The sequence below is a fragment of the Streptomyces africanus genome (genome assembly GCF_030816955.1).
GTDB classification, from domain to species: Bacteria; Actinomycetota; Actinomycetes; order Streptomycetales; family Streptomycetaceae; genus Streptomyces; species Streptomyces africanus.
In genome coordinates this window covers 8,491,054-8,508,707 of record NZ_JAUSYP010000001.1, presented here as the reverse complement: position 1 = coordinate 8,508,707, position 17,654 = coordinate 8,491,054, and the positions used below count along the sequence as shown (strand labels likewise).

Sequence of the window (17,654 nt, the reverse complement as noted above, 5' to 3'; positions counted from 1 at the left end):
ATGAGTGCAGCCGGGTCTCCCCTGGCCGAGGGCGACGAGCCGGCGCGCGCGCCGGTGCGGCCGAGCGGGCTGCTCGACGTCCTGCGCGTGGCCTCGGTGGTCCTGGACGCCGAGGGCCGCATCGTGCTGTGGAGCCCGCAGGCCGAGGAACTGTTCGGGTACGAGGCGCGGGAGGCGCTCGGGGAGTACGCCGCCCGGATCATGGTCCACGAGCAGCACATCGACCTCGTGGTCAAGCTGTTCGCGGACGTCATGGGGACGGGACAGAGCTGGGCCGGGGCCTTCCCCGTCCGCCGCAAGGACGGCACCACACGGCTCGTGGAGTTCCGCAACATGCGGCTGCTGGACGACCAGGGGGACGTCTACGCGCTCGGTCTGTGCGCCGACCAGTCGACCGTGCACCGGCTGGAGCGCGAGGTGGCGCTGTCCACGCGGATGATCGCCCAATCCCCGATCGGGCTGGCCGTGCTGGACACCGGCCTGCGGTACGTCTCGGTCAACCCGGCGCTGGAGGAGCTGAACGGCGTGCCGGCCGAGGAGCACCTGGGCCGGACGGTCCGCGAGGTGGTGCCGCTGATGGACGTCGACGCCCTGGAGGCCGCGGCGCGCCGGGTGCTGGACACCGGGCAGCCGGTCGTCGACCAGTCCACGATCGGCCGCACCCCGGCCGACCCGCACCAGGACCACGCCTGGTCGATCTCGCTGTACCGGCTGGAGAACGCCTTCGGGACCGTGCTGGGCGTGGCCCTGTCGGTCGTGGACGTCACCGAGCAGTACCGCGCGGGCATCGAGGCCGAGGCCGCGCGGCGCCGCCTGGCCGTGATCGCCGACGCCTCCGGCCGCATCGGCACCACGCTGGACCTGGACCGCACGGCCCGCGAGCTCGCCGACGTGGCCGTGCCGGAACTCGCCGACATCGCGGCCGTGGACCTGCTGGACGCGGTGGTGCAGGGCCGGCGCACCAGCCTCGGCCCGGCCGAGGCGGCCGTCATCCGCGCGCTGGCGGTGCAGGGCTACGACTCCGCCGAGGCGCTGGAGGCGGCCGACCCGCCCGGGCAGGTCGCCGCGTACGCGTCCGACCGGCTCGTCACCCAGTGCGTGCGCACGGGCAGTCCGGTGATGCTTCCGGAGGTCACGGACGACGACCTGCCGCGCATCGCCCGGTCCCCGGAAGCGGCCGGGCTGCTGGGCCGGGCCGGGGTGCACTCGTATCTGGCGGTGCCGCTGATCGCGCGCGGCGAGGTGCTGGGCGCCCTGGACCTCAAGCGCACGCGCAATCCGCTGCCGTTCACCGAGGACGACCTGCTGCTGGCCCGCGAGCTGGCCGCGCGGGCCGCGGTGCAGATCGACAACGCCCGCTGGTACCAGAGCGCCCGCGAGACCGCGCTCACGCTCCAGCGCAGTCTGCTGCCCAGCCATCCGCCCGTGACGGGCGGGCTGGAGGTCGCCTCCCGCTACCAGCCGGCCGGGGCCACGAGCGAGGTGGGCGGCGACTGGTTCGACGTGATCGGCCTGGAGGGCGGCAAGACCGCGCTCGTCGTGGGCGATGTGATGGGCAGCGGCATCCCCGCGGCGGCGGCCATGGGGCGGCTGCGGACGGCGACCAACACGCTGGCCTCCCTCGACCTCGATCCCGCCCGGCTCCTGGAACACCTCGACAAGATCACCGCAGGGCTGGAACAGGCCATCGCCACCTGCGTCTACGCCGTCCACGATCCGCACCTGCGGCAGTGCCGGATCGCCAACGCCGGGCATCTGCCGCCGGTGCGCCTGCGGGCCGGGCGGCCTCCCGAACTGCTCGACCTGCCGACCGGGGTGCCGCTCGGGGTCGGCGGTGTCGCCTTCGCCACGACGACCGTCGACCTCGAGCCGGGCGACCGGCTGGTGTTCTACACCGACGGCCTCGTCGAGACCCGGCGCGACTCGCTCGACGACCGTCTCGACACGCTGCTGTCCCTGCTCGACGGGCCCGACCGTCCGCTGGAGGAGGTCTGCGACCTGCTGCTGCGCACCCTGCACGAGCCGGACAACTTCGACGACGTGGCACTGCTCATCGCGCGGGCGACGACACCGGAGTGACGGGGGCGCACCGGCGTTCGCCTGCCCGCGCGGTCGCTACGGTGCGACGCCGATCACCACTTGGGCGTACAGCTCCTCCGAGACGGCCAGGTGCGCCGTCAGGCCGCCGCGTTCGAAGGCGTCGAGCGCGGCCGGTGCCTGGTGGCGGCTCGTCTCCACCAGGACGCAGCCGCCGGGGGCGAGCCAGCGGGGCGCCTCGGCCGCGACCCGGCGCAGGACGTCGAGGCCGTCCGCGCCGCCGTCGAGGGCGACCAGCGGCTCGTGGGCGCGGGCCTCCGGCGGCAGCAGGCCGATCTCGCCGCTCGGGACGTACGGCACGTTGGCCGCGAGGATGCCGACGCGGCCCCGCAGGTCGGCGGGCAGCGCCTCGAACAGGTCGCCCTGGTGGACGTGGCCGCCGGCGGCGGCGACGTTGCCGCGGGCGCAGCGCACGGCGGCGGGGTCGAGGTCGGCGGCGTGCAGTTCGACGCGGCCGAGTCCGGCGGCCAGCGCCGCGCCGACGGCGCCCGAGCCGCAGCACAGGTCCACGACGACACCGGCGCCGGGCGCCCGGGCCAGGGCCTGTTCGACCAGGAACTCGGTGCGGCGACGCGGCACGAAGACGCCCGGGTCGACGGTGATGCGCAGGCCCCGGAACTCGGCCCAGCCGACGACGAGTTCGAGGGGCAGGCCCGCGACGCGGCGTTCGACCATGGCGGCGGCTTCGGCCGGGGTGCGGGCGGTGGTGAGGATCAACTCGGCCTCGTCCTCGGCGAAGACGCAGCCCGCGGCGCGCAGGGCGACGACGACGGAGTCACGGGAGGACGGCGGGACGGGAGACACGGAGGGCATGGAGCCAGGAGCCTTTCGAGATGCGAAGGGCGCTCCTGCGGTCGCCTACGGCCGGCGATCCGCGCGACATCGAGGAGAGAGCACCCGGGCTGACACAGCGGTAATGGGTCTCACCTCCTCGGTTTCCGACGGCTGGGGTCCGTCCACAGCCGGACGGCAACACTACCCGACGGCCCGGCCGGCCGGTACGGCACCTGATCCGCCGCCCCGTCGGCGGGTGGTTGGGTTATGCAACCATGGAAGAAGTCATGGAAGACCGGAGGACGACGTGGTGAGGGAGGTCCGATGAAGCCTGCCGATGCCGTGGAGACGATCCAGCGGGAGATGACGGTCTTCGCCCGCCGTGCCCGTGCCGCGGCGGGGCGGATGCACCCGGAGCTGTCGCTGGTGTCGTACACGCTGCTCGGACACCTGGAGGAGAGCGGCGGGTGCCGTGCCACGGACCTGGCCGCCCACTACGCCCTGGACAAGTCCACGGTCAGCCGTCAGGTGGCCGCGCTGGAACGCGCCGGTCTGATCGAACGCCGCCCTGACACGGAGGACCAGCGTGTCCTGGTGCTGCATCTGACGGAGGCCGGCCGGCGCATCCTGGCCCAGGTCACCGAGAGCCGCCGGGCGGCCTTCCGCGAGCGGCTGGCGGACTGGCCGGCCGAGGACCTGGAGCGATTCGCCGGCTACCTCGTGCGCTACAACGCGGGCCCTGGTCCCGGCCGGCACGACCAGGGGCGCGCCGCACGTACGGTTGATTAGGCAACTACTGAGTACGCCGGTCCGGTGGGGCACCGTCGGCCGGCCCGGAGGCACACCGCATGCACATCACCCGAGGCTTCACCGGGCGCCCACGCGTGGCCGAACCCGGTCTGCCGCCCGGCCAGTACGACGCGGGCGACGACTGGCCCGTGCTGTCCGCGGAGGTCACGCCCGACCTCGCACCCGCCGACTGGACGTTCCGTATCGACGGTCTGGTGGACGAGCCGCGCACCTGGGACTGGGAGGAGGCGCACCGGCTGCCGCCGTCGGCGTACGAGGGCGCCATCCACTGTGTGACGAGCTGGTCGAAGTTCGGGGTGCGCTTCGCGGGGGTGTCCCTGGACGCGTTCTGGGATGTGGTCCGGCCCCAAGGGTCGGCGACCCATGCCGTCGCCTACTCGCACACCGGCTACACCACGAACCTCCCGCTCGCCGACCTGACCGGCGGGCGCGCCTGGATCGCGTGGGAGTACGACGGCAGGCCGCTCGCCCCGGAGCACGGCGGCCCGGCGCGGCTGCTGGTGCCGCACCTGTACTTCTGGAAGAGCGCCAAGTGGATAGCCGGCCTGCGGGTCCTCGACCACGACGAGCCGGGTTTCTGGGAGCGGAACGGCTATCACGAGCGGGGCAACCCCTGGGAGGAGCAGAGGTACTCCGGTGACTGAGACGTTCGTGCCTCCCACGCGCTTCGCGGTGCCCGGGCGCATCGCCGTGAACGAGCAGGCCGCCTCCGTGTGGCAGACCGCGACGCTCACCGGGATCCGCCGCGAGACCGCGCGCGCCGCCACCTACCGGTTCGCCGTGCCCGGCTGGCGGGGTCACCTGCCCGGCCAGCACCTGCTGCTGCGGCTGACCGCCGAGGACGGCTACGCGGCACAGCGCCACTACTCGATCGCGTCCGCGCCCGACGACTCCGGGCACGTCGAACTGACCCTGGACCACGTCGAGGGCGGCGAGGTCTCGGGCTGGTTCCACACCGTCGCCCGGCCCGGCGACCAGGTCGAGGTGCGGGGCCCGGTCAGCGGCTTCTTCGCCTGGCCGGGTGACCGGCCCGCGCTGCTGATCGGCGCCGGCTCCGGCGTCGTACCGCTGATGTCGATGGTCCGGCACCACCGGGCGCGGAACCTGGCCGTGCCGCTGCGCCTGCTGGTGTCCGCGCGCAGCCCCGAGGAGCTCATCTACGCCCGGGAGTTCGGACCCGAGACGACGCCCGTGTTCACGCGGAGCGCGCCGGAGGGTGTGGCGGTGGGACGTATGGCGGCCGCACATGTGGCGCCGTTCCTGGCCGAGCAGCCTTCCGGTGGGTGGGAGGCCTATGTGTGCGGCTCCAACTCCTTCGCCGAGCACGCCTCCCGGCTGCTCGTGACGGCCGGTCAGCCGGTGGACCGTATCCGGATCGAACGGTTCGGCTGAGCTGGACGGCGGCTCCTCCCCCGGTGGCCCCGACAGGCCCTTCCCCCGGTGGTGTCAGCAGCCCCTCCCCGGCGGTGTCACCCGCGTGGCGTGTGACGCGCCACAGGGGCGCGCCCCGGTGTTTCACCGCGGCGGGCCCGGGCACTCCGGCCGAAGGGCTCCGGCATGCGGCGACCCGGGCCGTGCCGAGCGATCGATGTGTGTCGGAGGGGGTACCCGACCCGTGTGGGCACTCGCACATGCGACGTGACGTGGAGGGAGCGGCGGCACCGCCACCGCACGGCCGGTCCGGCCCTCCGGCCGCGGTGACGGCGAGGAGGTCGACATGCGAACCCGGGTGCGCGGCTGGCGTTGGCGGCGCAGTCCGCTGCGGCGCCGGTCGGATGTCGTCGAGGCGTGGACGCTGCTGGTGGTCGCCGTCCTGATACTGGTGGGAGCGCCCCTGGCGGGGGCGACCGCCGCCTGGTGGGCCCACGACGAGGCGCGGTCGGTCGCGGCGGAGCAACAGGCCGAGCGTCACCGTGTCCGTGCCGAGGTCGTCGGCGAGCGGGGCGACTCGCTGCCGTCGGTGCAGGCCGACGGGCGGCACGCGTACCGGGCCACCGTGCGCTGGACCGAGCCGGGCCAGGGCACGCGCACCGCGACGGCACGGGTCCCCGGCGGCACCCGGCCGGGTGAGGCCGTGGACGTGTGGTTCGACTCCCGGGGTCGGAGTGTGACCCCGCCGATGGACGGCACGGCGATCTGGCAGCACACCCTCACCATGGGCACGTGCGCCGCGGGCGGTGTGGTGCTCGTGGTGCTCCTCGGCCACTCCGCCGTACGCCGGGTCGCGCTGCGCCGCCGGCTGGCCGAGTGGGAGCGGGAGTGGGCCCGTACGGAGCCGGAGTGGACGCATCGCGGCGTCTGACGCGGCCGACGCACGGCAGGTGAACGGGCTGCGGCAAAAGGCCTGGCGAGTCCTCGGAGCCCACACGTAGTGTGATCATCCGCACTGTCTCCGCAGCCGTTCCTCACCCAAGGCGGTCCTACATGGCCCAGTTCGACCTTCCTGTCGACGAACTCCGCGAGTACCGCAGCGCGTCCACCGAGCCCGAGGACTTCGACGCGTTCTGGTCCAAGACGCTCCAGGAGGCGCGTGAGCACGACCTGGACGCCCGCTTCGAACCGGTCGACACGGGGCTGTCCACTGTGCAGGTGTTCGACGTGACGTTCGCCGGGTTCGGCGGCCATCCGGTCAAGGGCTGGCTGACGCTGCCGGCGGGGGCGGACGGCCCGCTGCCGCTGGTCGTGGAGTTCATCGGCTACGGCGGCGGACGCGGGCTGCCGCACGAGCATCTGCTGTGGGCGTCCACGGGCCGGGCGCACTTCGTGATGGACACCCGCGGGCAGGGCAGCGCCTGGGGCGGGGGCGGCGGCACGGCGGACCCGGTGGGCGGCGCGCCCGCGTACCCCGGTTTCATGACGCGCGGTATCGACGCCCCGGAGAACTACTACTACCGCCGGGTGTTCACGGACGCCGTGCGTGCCGTGGAGGCGGCCCGCTCGCACCCGCTCACCGACCCGGCGCGCACGGTCGCCGTCGGCGGCAGCCAGGGCGGCGGCATCACGATCGCGGTGGGCGGCCTGCTCCCGGACCTGGCGGGCATAGCGCCGGACGTGCCGTTCCTGTGCGACTACCCGCGCGCGGCGACGCTCACGGACCGCCACCCGTACCGGGAGATCGGCCTGTACCTCAAGACGCACCGCGGCCGTAGCGAGCAGGCCCTGCGCACGCTCTCCTACTTCGACGGCGTCCACTTCGCCGCCCGTGGCCGGGCCCCCGCGCTCTTCTCGGCCGCCCTCGAAGACCAGACCTGCCCGCCCTCGACCGTCTTCGCGGCCTTCAACGCCTGGAACCACGAGGACAAGACGATCGAGGTGTACGACTTCAACGACCACGAGGGCGGCGGTCCCTTCCAGGAGGAGGCCAAGCTGCGCTGGATGCGCTCGTACATCTGATCCCGCCGCCGGCCGGCGACTGATCCCGGCCGTTCCGGCGGCGGCGGGCTTCCACCGAGTCCGACCAGTCGGTACGTTCTTCGCGCCCGGGCCGCACCTCGGCGGCCCGGCCCGGCGAGGTGGTGGAGGGGCCCATGTCAGAGCACCAGGCACAGGTGCGCGGTCACTGCGACGTGCGTTTCACGGCGGTGCGCAGGGCGTTCGAGGAGAACTTCCGGGAGCGGGGCGAGGTGGGGGCCGCGGTGGCCGTCACCGTCGGCGGCGAGACGGTGGTGGACCTGTGGGGCGGTTGGTCCGACGCGGCACACACCCGGCCGTGGGAACAGGACACGCTGGTCAACGTGTGGTCCACGACCAAGGGGCCGGTGGCGCTGTGCGCGCACATCCTGGCCGACCGGGGGCTGCTGGATCTCGACGCGCCGGTGGCCGCGTACTGGCCGGAGTTCGCCGCGGCGGGCAAGGAGAAGGTCCTCGTACGGCACCTGCTGTCCCACCGCGCCGGCCTGGCCGGGCTGCGCGAACCGCACTCCCCGGAGCAGCTCTGCGACTGGGAGCTCACCACCCAGCGGCTCGCGGCGACGCAGCCCTGGTGGGAGCCGGGAACCACGTCCGGCTATCACGCGCTGACCTACGGCCATCTGGTCGGTGAGGTCGTCCGGCGGGTGTCGGGGCTGCTGCCGGGGGCCTTCCTGGAGCGGGAGGTGACCGGTCCGCTCGGCATCGACTTCCGCATCGGCCTGCCGGAGAAGGACTACGGGCGGGCGGCCGAACTGGTCCAGCCGCCGGTCGCGCCGAGCAGTGAACAGGCCGCCGTCTTCGCCCAGTTGGCGCCCGCGGCGATCGCCGCGCTGACCAACCCCGCGGTGTCCGCCGCCGGGGCCCTCACGCCCGGGTGGCGGGCCGCCGAGATACCGGCGGCGAACGGGCACGGCACCGCGCGTGCGGTCGCCGACCTGTACGGCGTCTTCGCGGGGCGCGGCACGTACGGCGGCAAGCGCATCCTGTCCCCCGAGGCCGCCGAGCGGGTGCGGGAGGGACAGGGCAGCTGCCGGGATCTGGTGATCGGTGCCGGGTTCGCGGGCGAGACCGAGGCGGGGCTCGGCCTGTGGCTCAGCGGATCCGACGGCTCCTACGGGCCCAACCCGCGCGCTTTCGGTCATGACGGCTTCGGCGGCTCCTGCGGGCTCGCCGACCCGGAGGCGGACGTGTCGCTGGGATACGTGATGAACCGTATGGGGCCTCATATCGCCAACGACCCGCGCAAGATGGCGCTGGTCGACGCCGTGTACAGCGCTCTGTGACGGCCGGTGCGGGCGGTCCGGTTTCGGCCGAACCGCCCGGCCGCCCTTCCCAGCTGGTTTAGACCAATGCTAGACCTGGTGGCGCACCGAGCCCGCGCGGCTACCGAACGTCACCAACAGGAGGCGCGGCATGGCCCGCACCACCCGCACGACCACCCGCCGACCGAAGGAGAGCCCCTGTACCGGCGGATCGCCATGGAGTTGCTCGGCGAACTGCGCGACGGCACCGTGCCGCCCGGCGAACGACTGCCCGGCGAGCGGCGGCTGGCCGGGCACTTCGGGGTCAGCCGGGAAACCGTACGGCAGGCGCTGGAACTGCTGCGCCGCGACGGTCTCGTCGCCACCGACCGGCGCGGCAGCCACGCCACCCTGCCCGGCCTGCCGGTCGAGACCCCGGCCTCGCTCACCTTCCCGGTCGGCGCCCGGGCCACGGCCCCGGGCACGGTCGCCCGCGCCACCGTGACCTGGGAGCCGCCCCCGCAGGACCACGCGGAGGCCCTGGGACTGGCCCCGGGCCGGCCGACCCTGATCCACCGCTACCGGTGCGCGACGGCCGACGGACGCGGGCTGCGTACCGCCGTGACGTCCTTCTCCGCCGTGGCGCTCGCCGAAGTGGCGGAGCTGGCCCTCCCCCACTGCCTGAACGGCGTGGGAGGTGCCCCCATCCGCGACCGCGCCGACGGCACCGCCACCGCGCATCTGCGGCGGGCCTACGACTGGATGCGGCGGGCCGGTCTGACCCTGCACCACCGCGACGCCATCACCCGCCTGGCGGGCACACCGTCGGTACGGGTCACGCGCCACGTGCACGATCAGTATGCGCGCCCGCTGGAGATGACCGACTTGGTGGTGGACGCCCAACGGGACGCCCTGGTCTACGAGTTCACCCTGCCGGGCCGGACGCCGGCGCCGAGTGGCGCGTGAAGCGGCCGGGGTCGCTCAGGACCCGGGCCGGGTACGCCCCCGCGGGGGGCCCGTCTCCTGCCGGCACCGACGGCGCGAACCCGGGATCACGGAGATCATCGAGAAGAAGCTCGACATCACACCCCGATGCCGCACCGAGAGGATGCTTCATGAGCACGTTCACCACGTCCGACGGAACCGAGATCTACTACAAGGACTGGGGTGAGGGGCAGCCCGTGGTGTTCAGCCACGGCTGGCCCCTCAACGCGGACGCCTGGGACGGACAGGCGCGGCTGGTGGCCGAGCACGGGTTCCGGGCGATCGCGCACGACCGCCGCGGGCACGGCCGCTCGGGTCAGCCGTGGCAGGGCAACCACATGGACCGGTACGCCGACGACCTGGCCGAGCTGATCGAGGCGCTGGACCTCACCGACGCGGTCCTGGTGGGCCATTCGACCGGCGGCGGAGAGGTGGCCCGCTACATCGGGCGGCACGGGACCGCGCGGGTCGCCAAGGCCGTGCTGCTGGGCGCGGTGCCGCCGCTGATGCTGCGGACGGAGGCCAACCCGGAGGGCACCCCGAAGGACGCCTTCGACGGGATCCGCGCGGCGGTGGCGGCGGACCGCTCGCAGTTCTACTGGGACCTGAGCGAGAGCTTCTACGGCTTCAACCGGCCCGGGGCCGCCGTGTCGGAGGGCATGCGGCGGGCGTTCTGGATGTGGAGCATGCAGGCCGGGCTGAAGGGCGCCTACGACTGCGTCGCGCAGTTCTCGGAGACCGACTTCACGGAGGACCTGCGGCGGATCGACGTACCGACGCTGGTCGCGCACGGCGACGACGACCAGATCGTGCCGATCGGCGCCTCGGCCCACCGGACCGCCCAGCTCGTCAAGGACGCGACGCTGAAGGTGTACCCGGGCGCCCCGCACGGCCTGGTGGGCGACTACGAGCAGGCGTTCAACAACGATCTGCTGAACTTCCTGCGCGGCTGACTAGCCCGGAGTCCGGGCGACGACCAGCCGCACCCGCGGGCTGCCGTCCCGTCGCCGCCCGAACTCCGGCAGCGCGTGGAGGTCCACCCGGAAGCCGGCCCGGGCGAGCTCACGCCGTACGTCCCCGAAGCGGAACGCGCGGTAGTACATGACGAACGGAGGCCGCCACAGCGCGTTGCGCACCCGCATCACCGCGTCGAAGCCGAGCAGCATCCAGTAGCCGAGCGAGCCCGGGCGGGGCGGCGCGACCAGCGGAAACGCGAAGCAGCCGCCCGGCCGCAGGACGGAGCGGGCCTGCGCGAACAGTCCGGGCAGCTCGCTGGGCAGGAAGTGCCCGAAGGCCCCGAAGCTCACCACCAGGTCGAAGTCGGGCCCGAAGGGCAGGGCACGGGCGTCCGCACGGACGAAGGAGACCGGCGGCCCCGCCGGCCGGACCCGCTCCCGGGCCACGTCGAGCATCCCCGCACTGAAGTCGACCCCGACGACCCGCTCCCGGCACACCCCCGCCAGCACGCCGACGCCCGCTCCGGTGCCGCAGCACAGGTCGAGTCCGGCGTCGAAGGGGCCGGTCCGCCGCAAGGCCGATTCGACGGCGCCGAGGACCGCGTCGGGCGTCCGGAAGGGGGTGTGGTCGAACTTCGGCGCGAGGAGGTCGTAGCCGCGTTCGACGGACGACAGCGCCTGAACGGCGAGTTCGCGCAGACTGGGGCCTTCGGGGCTGAACATCGGCTCAGCCTAGGACAGCTCGCTGCTTGAGGATCGTAAGGACGCGTGCGCACCAGCGGAGGTTCTCCTCCTCGTAGGCGATGCCTCCCATCAGCGTGAGGTAGGGGCCGATGCGGTCGGCCTCCCGCAGGTACTCCTCCTCGCCGCGGCCGGCCAGGAGGCGTTCGCGGACGCGCTCGTAGCGGGCGAGCTTGCCGCGCGACCACGCCTCGCGCTCCTCGACCAGCGCGCGGGTCGCCTCGGGGTCCGCTCCGTCCATGGCCTGGATCTTGATGAGGAGTTCGTCGCGGATGGCGGTGGGCCGGCGGGGCGGTGTGACGGCGAAGGCGCGCAGGTCCTGACGGCCCGCCTCGGTGAGCGTGAACATCCGCTTGTCGGGCCGCCGTTCCTGGCGTACGACCCTGGCCTCGATCAACCCGTCCTGCGCGAGCCGCTCCAGTTCCCGGTAGAGCTGCTGCGGGGTCGCGGCCCAGAAGTTCGCGAGCGACACGTCGAACACCTTGGACAGCTCGTAGCCCGAGGCCTCGCCCTCCAGGAGAGCGGCCAGCACGGCGTACTTGAGAGACATATGGACACCGTATCAACCGTTGATTAATCTACTCCGCACCTACTCAATTAATTGACTAAGGCGGGTTCGATGCGTGCATTCCGTGAGGCGGTCGAGGCACTCGACCTCGACGCCGCCGAGGCGCTGCTGGCGCCGGACGTCGTCTTCACCAGCCCGGTCGTGTTCAAGCCGTACACCGGCAAGCCGATCACGGCGGCGATCCTGCGCGCCGTCTGCGGTGTCTTCGAGGACTTCCGCTACGTGCGCGAGATCAACGACGCGAACGGCCGGGACCACGCCCTGGTCTTCACCGCCCGCGTGGGCGACCGGGAGCTGAACGGCTGCGACTTCATCCACGTCGACGAGAACGGGCTCATCGATGAACTGACCGTGATGGTGCGCCCGTTGTCGGCGGCGCAGGCCCTGGCGGCGGCCATGGGCGCGCAGTTCGAGCGGATCGCCGAGGAGGCGCGGGCGCGCTCGATGTGAGCGACACGTGACGACACATCCGGGGTCCGTTTCCCGCGTTCTGCCGCCGCTCACGGCCCGCCGGCGGTTGGATGTCCCCATGACGTCCGTCGATCACGACCGGCTGATGCGGGCCAACCAGGCGAACTGGGACGCCCGCACGCCCGTCCATCTCGCCAGCCGGTTCTACGGTCTCGACCAGGACCCCGACCCCGAGCGCTGGTTCGCGCCCTGGGAGTGGGAGGACCTCGGCGAGCTGGCCGGCCGTGACGTGCTGCACCTCCAGTGCCACCTCGGCACGGAGACGATCGCCTTCGCACGGCGCGGCGCCCGGGCCGTCGGCCTCGACTTCTCCGAGGCGTCCGTGGCTGCGGCGACCGGCATCGCCGCGAAGGCCGGCGCGGACGTGTCGTACGTGCGGGCGAACGTGTACGACGCCGACGAGGCCCTGGAGGGGCGGCGGTTCGACGTCGTCTACACCGGCAAGGGCGCCCTGTGTTACCTGCCGGACCTGGACCGGTGGGCGGAGGTCGTGGGCCGGCTCCTGCGTCCCGGCGGCCGGTTGTACGTCGTCGAGTTCCATCCCCTGCTCAACTCGCTCGGGCCGAAACCCGCTCCGGGCGAGGGCCCCGAACTGCTCCTGCGCCATGACTACCTGGGCGGCGGCGGTCCCGTGCACCGGGACGCGACCCACACGTACACGGACGGCCCGGCCGTCGAGGGCGCCACGGACAGTTACGAGTGGATGCATGGAATGGGCGAGGTCGTCAACGCGTTGACGGAAGCGGGACTGACCGTCCGGCGGCTGCGGGAAAGCGACGAACTGCCCTGGCCGCGCTGGCCGCGGATGGTCCGCACGGAGTCCGGCTGGTGGCGGCTGCCCGAGCCGCGTATTCCCCTGCTGTACGGGCTGCTGGCCACCCGCTGACGCGCATCTCTCTCCCCCACCGCCCCAACGGGTGGTAGCCTGCAAACAGCACTCGTGCACGCCCCTCTCTGTGTGGGCGCCGGTGCGGTTCTTCCTTTCTCTCCATCATTTCCGGCATCTCGTCGGGCTCTGTCGTACCCGAGGTGCTGTTCCCCCGCCGCCGGAGGCCTGCCCCAGGCCCTCCCTTCGCGGCTCTCTCCCTTTCCCTTCGCATGTCCCATGCCTGCCGTCCGTGAAAGGACACATCACCATGACCACCACACTCGACACCCCACCCGCCCAGCGGCAGTCCGAGCCCCGGACCGCCCTCGGCGTCCTCGACATCGACACGAGCGGGAAGGGGCATCTGCGCGGCGCGAACTGCCTGCCCGCGCCCGCCGACCCCGCCGTCTCCCCCGCCCTGATCCGCCGCCACGGCCTGCGCAAGGGCGACCTCGTCGAGGGCCCCTTGGGCGACCGGCACGCTCTCAGCGACGTCGCACGGGCCGACGGCCGTACGCCCGCGGAACTGCGCGGCCGCCGGCACTTCCGGGACCTGACGCCCCTGCATCCGCACGAGCGCCTGCGTCTCGAACACCCGGCCGCCGGACTGGCCGGCCGGGTCGTCGACCTGATCGCACCGGTCGGCAAGGGCCAGCGCGGGCTTCTCGTGGCCCCGCCCAAGACCGGCAAGACCGTCCTCCTCCAGCAGCTCGCCGCCGCCGTCACCGGCAACCATCCCGAGTGCCGGCTGATGATGCTGCTGCTCGACGAGCGGCCCGAGGAGGTCACCGACATGCGGCGCAGCGTGCGGGGCGAAGTGTACGCCTCGACCTTCGACCGGAGCGCCCGGCAGCACATCGCGCTCGCCGACCTCGTGATCGAGCGGGCCAAGCGGCTCGTCGAGGCCGGTGAGGACGTCGTGATCCTCCTCGACTCCCTCACCCGGCTGTGCCGGGCGCACAACAACGCGGCCGCCTCCGGGGGCCGCATCCTCACCGGGGGCGTCGACGCGTCGGCGCTGACCGGCCCGAAGCGGTTCTTCGGCGCCGCCCGGTCGGCCGAGGAGGGCGGTTCCCTCACGATCCTCGCGACGGCGCTGGTGGAGACCGGTTCCCGGGCCGACGACTTCTACTTCGAGGAGCTGAAGAGCACGGGCAACATGGAGCTCCGCCTGAGCCGCGAACCGGCGTCCCAGCGCGTGTTCCCGGCCGTCGACATCATCCCCTCCGGCACCCGACGCGAGGAACTCCTGCTGCCCCCGGTCGAGTTGGCGGCGGTACACGGCCTGCGGCGTGTGCTGCAGAACCGGGACGGGCAGGGCGCCCTGGAGACCCTCCTGGAACGGATGCGCGAGACCCCGGACAACGCGACGTTCCTGCGGCGCATCCAGCCGACGCTGCCCCAGGGAGCGTCTTGACTGGTCGAGCCAGATGAGGAACCCGCCTCCGGGGCCCCACGGTCCCGGACCGCGCCCGGATCTCTGCCGTCAGGAGATGCGGATGTCCGACCAGTTCGTCGTCTTGCCGACCTGGGACCGGTTGTCGAAACCGCCCTTGCCGTTGCCCCGGTTCAGCCAGGCTCGGCCGTCCTTGTCGAGTGAGACCAGGTCGGCCCGGCCGTCGCCGGACAGGTCGAGTCCGCCGACGACGTCCTTGTAGGAGGTGCCCCAGTCCTTGAAGACCAGCGAGCGCGGCTTGAAGGTGCCGGCGCCGGTCCCGTCGAACCGCCACAGCTCGTTCGACGCGTCGATGGCCAGCAGGTCGTTCTTGCCGTCGCCGCCCAGGTCTCCCGCGGCGATCAGCCTCTTGTAGCCGCCGAAGCCGGACCCGGCGAGCGCTTGGGCCTTGAAGCCGCCCGCGCCGTTGTTCGCGTACACGTACAGCTTCCCGGTCGAGGTGGACCGGGTCAGCAGGTCGGCCCTGCCGTCGCCCGTCACGTCGCCGGGCGAGACGACCGCGTTGTACGCGCTCCAGTCCGAGGAGACCTTCATGGAGAACGACTGCTGGTCGGGCAGCCCGCCGTCGCAGATCGTCGGGTGGACGCGGGCCTCGCCCTTCGGGGAGCGGACGAACACGTCGTTGCAGCGGTCGCCGTCGAGGTCACCGAAGGGCAGGACGAGCGTGCCCGTCGGCCAGCCGCTCGCGCGCTGCCCCGCGGTCAGCTTCGTCGCGTCACCCGCGTACACCTTGAGCCCGGCACTGCCCCGGCCGAACAGGTCGGCTTTGCCGTCGTCGGTGTAGTCACGCCACTTGGGCAGCGCGCGGCCGGTGGTGGTGGCCTGGTACACGCCGTCCAGGACGGTGTTGTTCGTCTCGCCCCGCAGGTACTCGTCCCACAGCACGACGGGCCGGCCGAGCGCGTCGGCGGCCACCTGTGGCGGCCCGGCGAACTGGGCGCTCTTCGCACTCAGCCGCCGCGGGGTGGACCAGGTGCCGCCCTTGAAGACGGCGGCCATCGTGTACTCCTCGTACGAGTAGCCCTCCCGCCACGTCACCGTGACCGTGCCGCCGGAGGTGGCGGCCGCGGCGACATTGCGCACCTTCTGGTGAGTGGAGAAGCGCTGCGCGTACGACCGCCAGAGGCCGGTGGCCGCAGAACGCACCGCGTACCAGGGGGTGGTGGGCCCGCCGGCCACGAAGAGGTCGCCGTTGGGCAGGTGGACGGGCGCCGTCATCCTGTACGTGCTGCCATGGCTGTCGGCGGACTGCGGGGTGCTCCACTGCATGGCGCCGGCGGGTCGGCGGGAGTGCATGAGATGCGCGAGGTCGTCGTAGAAGACGTCGAAGCCGCCCTGCGGATCGGCGAACACCTTCGGGCGCGCGAGATCCTTGTCCGGGACCGGGAAGCCCTCGACGGCGGTCCAGGCGGACGCGCCGGGGGCCTTCTCCAGGGCGACGACGGCCTTGCTCGCCTGCCACTGCCACACCAGCAGGGCGGTGCCGTCCTCGGCGACCGCCAGGTCCATGTTGGCGATGTCGCGGCTGCCGGACGGCGGCTGCGCGTTGAGGTCGGCCGGAGCGGTCCACGCGGCCTGCGGACCGGCCTTCTCGGCGGCCCTCACGACACCGGAGACCGACCACACGGCGACCAGCCGGCCGTCGGGGGCCGCCGCCAGATGGTGATAGCCCTTCTCGGGGACCGCGGCGACGTATTCGGGCTCGGAGAAGGCGGTCGCGCCGGGCGTGAGGGTGGCGACCTTCAGCCAGTGGTTGCCGTGGTCGTCGGCGCGCTTGGCCCGCCAGGCCAGGCGCACCGAGCCGTCGCCGAGCGAGACCAACTCGGTGCTGTACTGGCCGGCGTCCGGCCAGTTCTGCGGGGTGAGCCAGCGGGTGCTGCCGGCGGGCCGGATCCGGGTGGAACGCCCGTCGCGGGTGAGGGAGACCAGGGCGCCGTCCCCGGCCGACACCAGGGCGGTCAGCCCGCCCGCGGCGTCACCCGGGTTGGGGGCCGGGGCGTGCAGGGCGCGGGTACCCCACGGGCCCGGCGCACGCGTCTCGACGGCGGCCGTGGCGGTGGTGACGGCGGCCGTGTCGGTGGTGTGGGCGGCGGCCGGGTCGGCGGCCGCCAGAGCGAAGACGGGAGTGAGCGCGATGCCGAGCACCGCGCGGGACTGCGAAGTCATGGGAATGCCCCCCCGGGCAGGACGAATCGGTTGACACGGATTCGCCAAACAGTTCGAACAAGTCAGACGCAGCGTATATCAACAAGATCGTCCCGCCTGGGGGAATTTGCTCCCCGTGCCCGGTGGTGTTCGGCGCCGTACGTGCGGCATCCGGGTGCTCGCGCGTGGTATCCGGCCCGGTCGTCGCGGCACGGAGGACATCCGTTTCTACGTTGATCATATGATCAACGGATTCTCTTCCCGGGTGGCCGCGTCGACCTGTGCGCTCTGTGCGGCGGGGCTGCTGGCCCTGATGCCCGCCGCGGCGGCCCGTTCCGGCGGGGCGGAGCCCAGTCCCCCGGCCGGTCCGAGGACGGCCCCGCACTCTTCGCTGCTGCACCGTCCGGGCACTCAGGTCCGCCCGCGCGCCGGGGCGCCCCGCCTCCCGAAGCCCTCCGCGCTGTCCTGGCTGGTGGCCGACGCCCGCACCGGCGACGTGCTCGCCGCCCACAACGCGCACCGCAGGCTGCCCCCGGCCAGCACCCTGAAGACCCTGTTCGCCCTCACCCTGCTGCCCACGCTGCCGGCCGGCACCCGGCACACGGTCCGCGCGGAGGAACTCCGGGGCATCGGGGCCGGCAGCAGCATGGTCGGGGTCACCGAGGGCCGTACCTACCGGGTCGCCGACCTGTGGCGGGGCGTCTTCCTCAACTCCGGCAACGACGCCGTCCATGTCCTGGCCGAACTCAACGGCGGCTGGCGCGTCACGGCTCAGCGCATGCAGGCCAAGGCCCGGTCCCTCGGCGCCCGCGACACCCACGTGGTCTCCCCGGACGGCTACGACGCGCCGGGCCAGGTGTCCTCGGCGTTCGATCTGGCGGTCTTCGGCCGGGTCGGGCTGCGCAACCCCGACTTCGCCCGGTACTGCGCCACCGCCGAGGCCAGGTTCCCGGGCGGCGGACGCTGGTCGTACCCGATCCGCAACACCAACCGGCTGCTGAGCGGCGCCGGCGGTGTGAAGCCGTACCCGGGACTGATCGGCATCAAGAACGGCTACACCAGCAAGGCGGGCAACACGCTCGTCGCGGCGGCGCGACGCGACGGCCGCACCCTCGTCGTGACGGTGATGAAC

General features: G+C 73.0%; 15 protein-coding genes and 2 pseudogenes. 13 read left to right on the top strand and 4 right to left on the bottom strand.

The genetic code is table 11. From position 1 onward, the window contains the following. Positions 1-2,079 carry a SpoIIE family protein phosphatase gene (locus QF034_RS38670; protein ID WP_307179316.1) on the top strand — a complete coding sequence of 693 codons (2,079 nt, stop codon included), beginning with the start codon at positions 1-3 and terminating at the stop codon, positions 2,077-2,079. Positions 2,080-2,115: 36 nt separating this feature from the next. Here QF034_RS38670 and QF034_RS38665 read toward each other — a convergent pair whose 3' ends face one another. Next, positions 2,116-2,910 (bottom strand): putative protein N(5)-glutamine methyltransferase, encoded by a 795-nt coding sequence (locus QF034_RS38665; RefSeq protein WP_307179315.1) that lies wholly within the window; start codon positions 2,908-2,910, stop codon positions 2,116-2,118. Between the two features lie 285 nt (positions 2,911-3,195). On the opposite strand from QF034_RS38665, the gene QF034_RS38660 reads away from it, so the two are divergent. The 8 genes and pseudogenes from QF034_RS38660 to QF034_RS38625 all read left to right on the top strand — a co-directional run bounded on the left by QF034_RS38660 (position 3,196) and on the right by QF034_RS38625 (position 10,270). Beyond that, entirely contained in the window at positions 3,196-3,660 is a 465-nt protein-coding gene (locus QF034_RS38660; RefSeq protein WP_307179314.1) for a MarR family winged helix-turn-helix transcriptional regulator, read from the top strand. Positions 3,661-3,719: 59 nt separating this feature from the next. Further along, a complete protein-coding gene (locus QF034_RS38655) occupies positions 3,720-4,325 on the top strand; it encodes a sulfite oxidase-like oxidoreductase (protein ID WP_307179313.1) in 606 nt (201 codons plus the stop codon). Then, the gene (locus tag QF034_RS38650; RefSeq protein ID WP_307179312.1) at positions 4,318-5,073 is read left to right on the top strand and encodes a ferredoxin reductase; all 756 of its coding nucleotides are present in this window, start codon (positions 4,318-4,320) and stop codon (positions 5,071-5,073) included. The genes QF034_RS38655 and QF034_RS38650 overlap by 8 nt, the downstream gene beginning before the upstream one ends. Positions 5,074-5,398: 325 nt before the next feature. After that, entirely contained in the window at positions 5,399-5,983 is a 585-nt protein-coding gene (locus QF034_RS38645) for an Rv1733c family protein (protein WP_307179311.1), read from the top strand. A gap of 122 nt (positions 5,984-6,105) precedes the next feature. Beyond that, the gene (locus QF034_RS38640; RefSeq protein WP_307179310.1) at positions 6,106-7,074 is read left to right on the top strand and encodes an acetylxylan esterase; all 969 of its coding nucleotides are present in this window, start codon (positions 6,106-6,108) and stop codon (positions 7,072-7,074) included. A gap of 134 nt (positions 7,075-7,208) precedes the next feature. Next, positions 7,209-8,375, top strand: a complete 1,167-nt coding sequence (locus tag QF034_RS38635) for a serine hydrolase domain-containing protein (protein ID WP_307179309.1) — start codon at positions 7,209-7,211, stop codon at positions 8,373-8,375. Between the two features lie 130 nt (positions 8,376-8,505). Further along, positions 8,506-9,299: pseudogene (locus QF034_RS38630) on the top strand (GntR family transcriptional regulator). 149 nt (positions 9,300-9,448) lie between these two features. Next, on the top strand, positions 9,449-10,270 hold the full coding sequence (locus QF034_RS38625) for an alpha/beta fold hydrolase (protein WP_307179308.1): 822 nt from the start codon (positions 9,449-9,451) through the stop codon (positions 10,268-10,270). On the opposite strand, the gene QF034_RS38620 is transcribed toward QF034_RS38625, so the two are convergent. Then, positions 10,271-10,996, bottom strand: a complete 726-nt coding sequence (locus tag QF034_RS38620) for a class I SAM-dependent methyltransferase (RefSeq protein WP_307179307.1) — start codon at positions 10,994-10,996, stop codon at positions 10,271-10,273. A 4-nt stretch (positions 10,997-11,000) separates the two neighbouring features. Then, on the bottom strand, positions 11,001-11,564 hold the full coding sequence (locus QF034_RS38615; protein WP_307179306.1) for a PadR family transcriptional regulator: 564 nt from the start codon (positions 11,562-11,564) through the stop codon (positions 11,001-11,003). A 69-nt stretch (positions 11,565-11,633) separates the two neighbouring features. On the opposite strand from QF034_RS38615, the gene QF034_RS38610 reads away from it, so the two are divergent. From QF034_RS38610 to rho, 3 genes are all read left to right on the top strand, one after another. After that, positions 11,634-12,032, top strand: coding sequence for a nuclear transport factor 2 family protein (locus QF034_RS38610; RefSeq protein WP_307179305.1), 399 nt, complete (start codon positions 11,634-11,636; stop codon positions 12,030-12,032). A 79-nt stretch (positions 12,033-12,111) separates the two neighbouring features. Beyond that, positions 12,112-12,939 (top strand): class I SAM-dependent methyltransferase, encoded by an 828-nt coding sequence (locus tag QF034_RS38605; RefSeq protein WP_307179304.1) that lies wholly within the window; start codon positions 12,112-12,114, stop codon positions 12,937-12,939. A gap of 250 nt (positions 12,940-13,189) precedes the next feature. After that, a complete protein-coding gene (rho, locus tag QF034_RS38600) occupies positions 13,190-14,338 on the top strand; it encodes a transcription termination factor Rho (protein WP_307179303.1) in 1,149 nt (382 codons plus the stop codon). 69 nt (positions 14,339-14,407) lie between these two features. Here the strand turns inward: rho and QF034_RS38595 are convergent, their stop codons facing one another. Further along, positions 14,408-16,543 (bottom strand): FG-GAP repeat domain-containing protein, encoded by a 2,136-nt coding sequence (locus QF034_RS38595; protein WP_307179302.1) that lies wholly within the window; start codon positions 16,541-16,543, stop codon positions 14,408-14,410. Between the two features lie 220 nt (positions 16,544-16,763). On the opposite strand from QF034_RS38595, the pseudogene QF034_RS38590 reads away from it, so the two are divergent. Next, positions 16,764-17,597, top strand: a pseudogene (locus QF034_RS38590) (D-alanyl-D-alanine carboxypeptidase family protein); the annotation flags it as partial. Positions 17,598-17,654 lie beyond the last annotated feature (57 nt).

Coding starts and splice junctions, on each gene's coding strand:
- QF034_RS38670 (WP_307179316.1), top strand. CDS start 1: ATGAGTGCAGCCGGGTCTCCCCTGGCCGAGGGCGACGAGCCGGCGCGC.
- QF034_RS38665 (WP_307179315.1), bottom strand. CDS start 2,910: ATGCCCTCCGTGTCTCCCGTCCCGCCGTCCTCCCGTGACTCCGTCGTC.
- QF034_RS38660 (WP_307179314.1), top strand. CDS start 3,196: ATGAAGCCTGCCGATGCCGTGGAGACGATCCAGCGGGAGATGACGGTC.
- QF034_RS38655 (WP_307179313.1), top strand. CDS start 3,720: ATGCACATCACCCGAGGCTTCACCGGGCGCCCACGCGTGGCCGAACCC.
- QF034_RS38645 (WP_307179311.1), top strand. CDS start 5,399: ATGCGAACCCGGGTGCGCGGCTGGCGTTGGCGGCGCAGTCCGCTGCGG.
- QF034_RS38640 (WP_307179310.1), top strand. CDS start 6,106: ATGGCCCAGTTCGACCTTCCTGTCGACGAACTCCGCGAGTACCGCAGC.
- QF034_RS38635 (WP_307179309.1), top strand. CDS start 7,209: ATGTCAGAGCACCAGGCACAGGTGCGCGGTCACTGCGACGTGCGTTTC.
- QF034_RS38625 (WP_307179308.1), top strand. CDS start 9,449: ATGAGCACGTTCACCACGTCCGACGGAACCGAGATCTACTACAAGGAC.
- QF034_RS38620 (WP_307179307.1), bottom strand. CDS start 10,996: ATGTTCAGCCCCGAAGGCCCCAGTCTGCGCGAACTCGCCGTTCAGGCG.
- QF034_RS38615 (WP_307179306.1), bottom strand. CDS start 11,564: ATGTCTCTCAAGTACGCCGTGCTGGCCGCTCTCCTGGAGGGCGAGGCC.
- QF034_RS38610 (WP_307179305.1), top strand. CDS start 11,634: ATGCGTGCATTCCGTGAGGCGGTCGAGGCACTCGACCTCGACGCCGCC.
- QF034_RS38605 (WP_307179304.1), top strand. CDS start 12,112: ATGACGTCCGTCGATCACGACCGGCTGATGCGGGCCAACCAGGCGAAC.
- rho (WP_307179303.1), top strand. CDS start 13,190: ATGACCACCACACTCGACACCCCACCCGCCCAGCGGCAGTCCGAGCCC.
- QF034_RS38595 (WP_307179302.1), bottom strand. CDS start 16,543: ATGACTTCGCAGTCCCGCGCGGTGCTCGGCATCGCGCTCACTCCCGTC.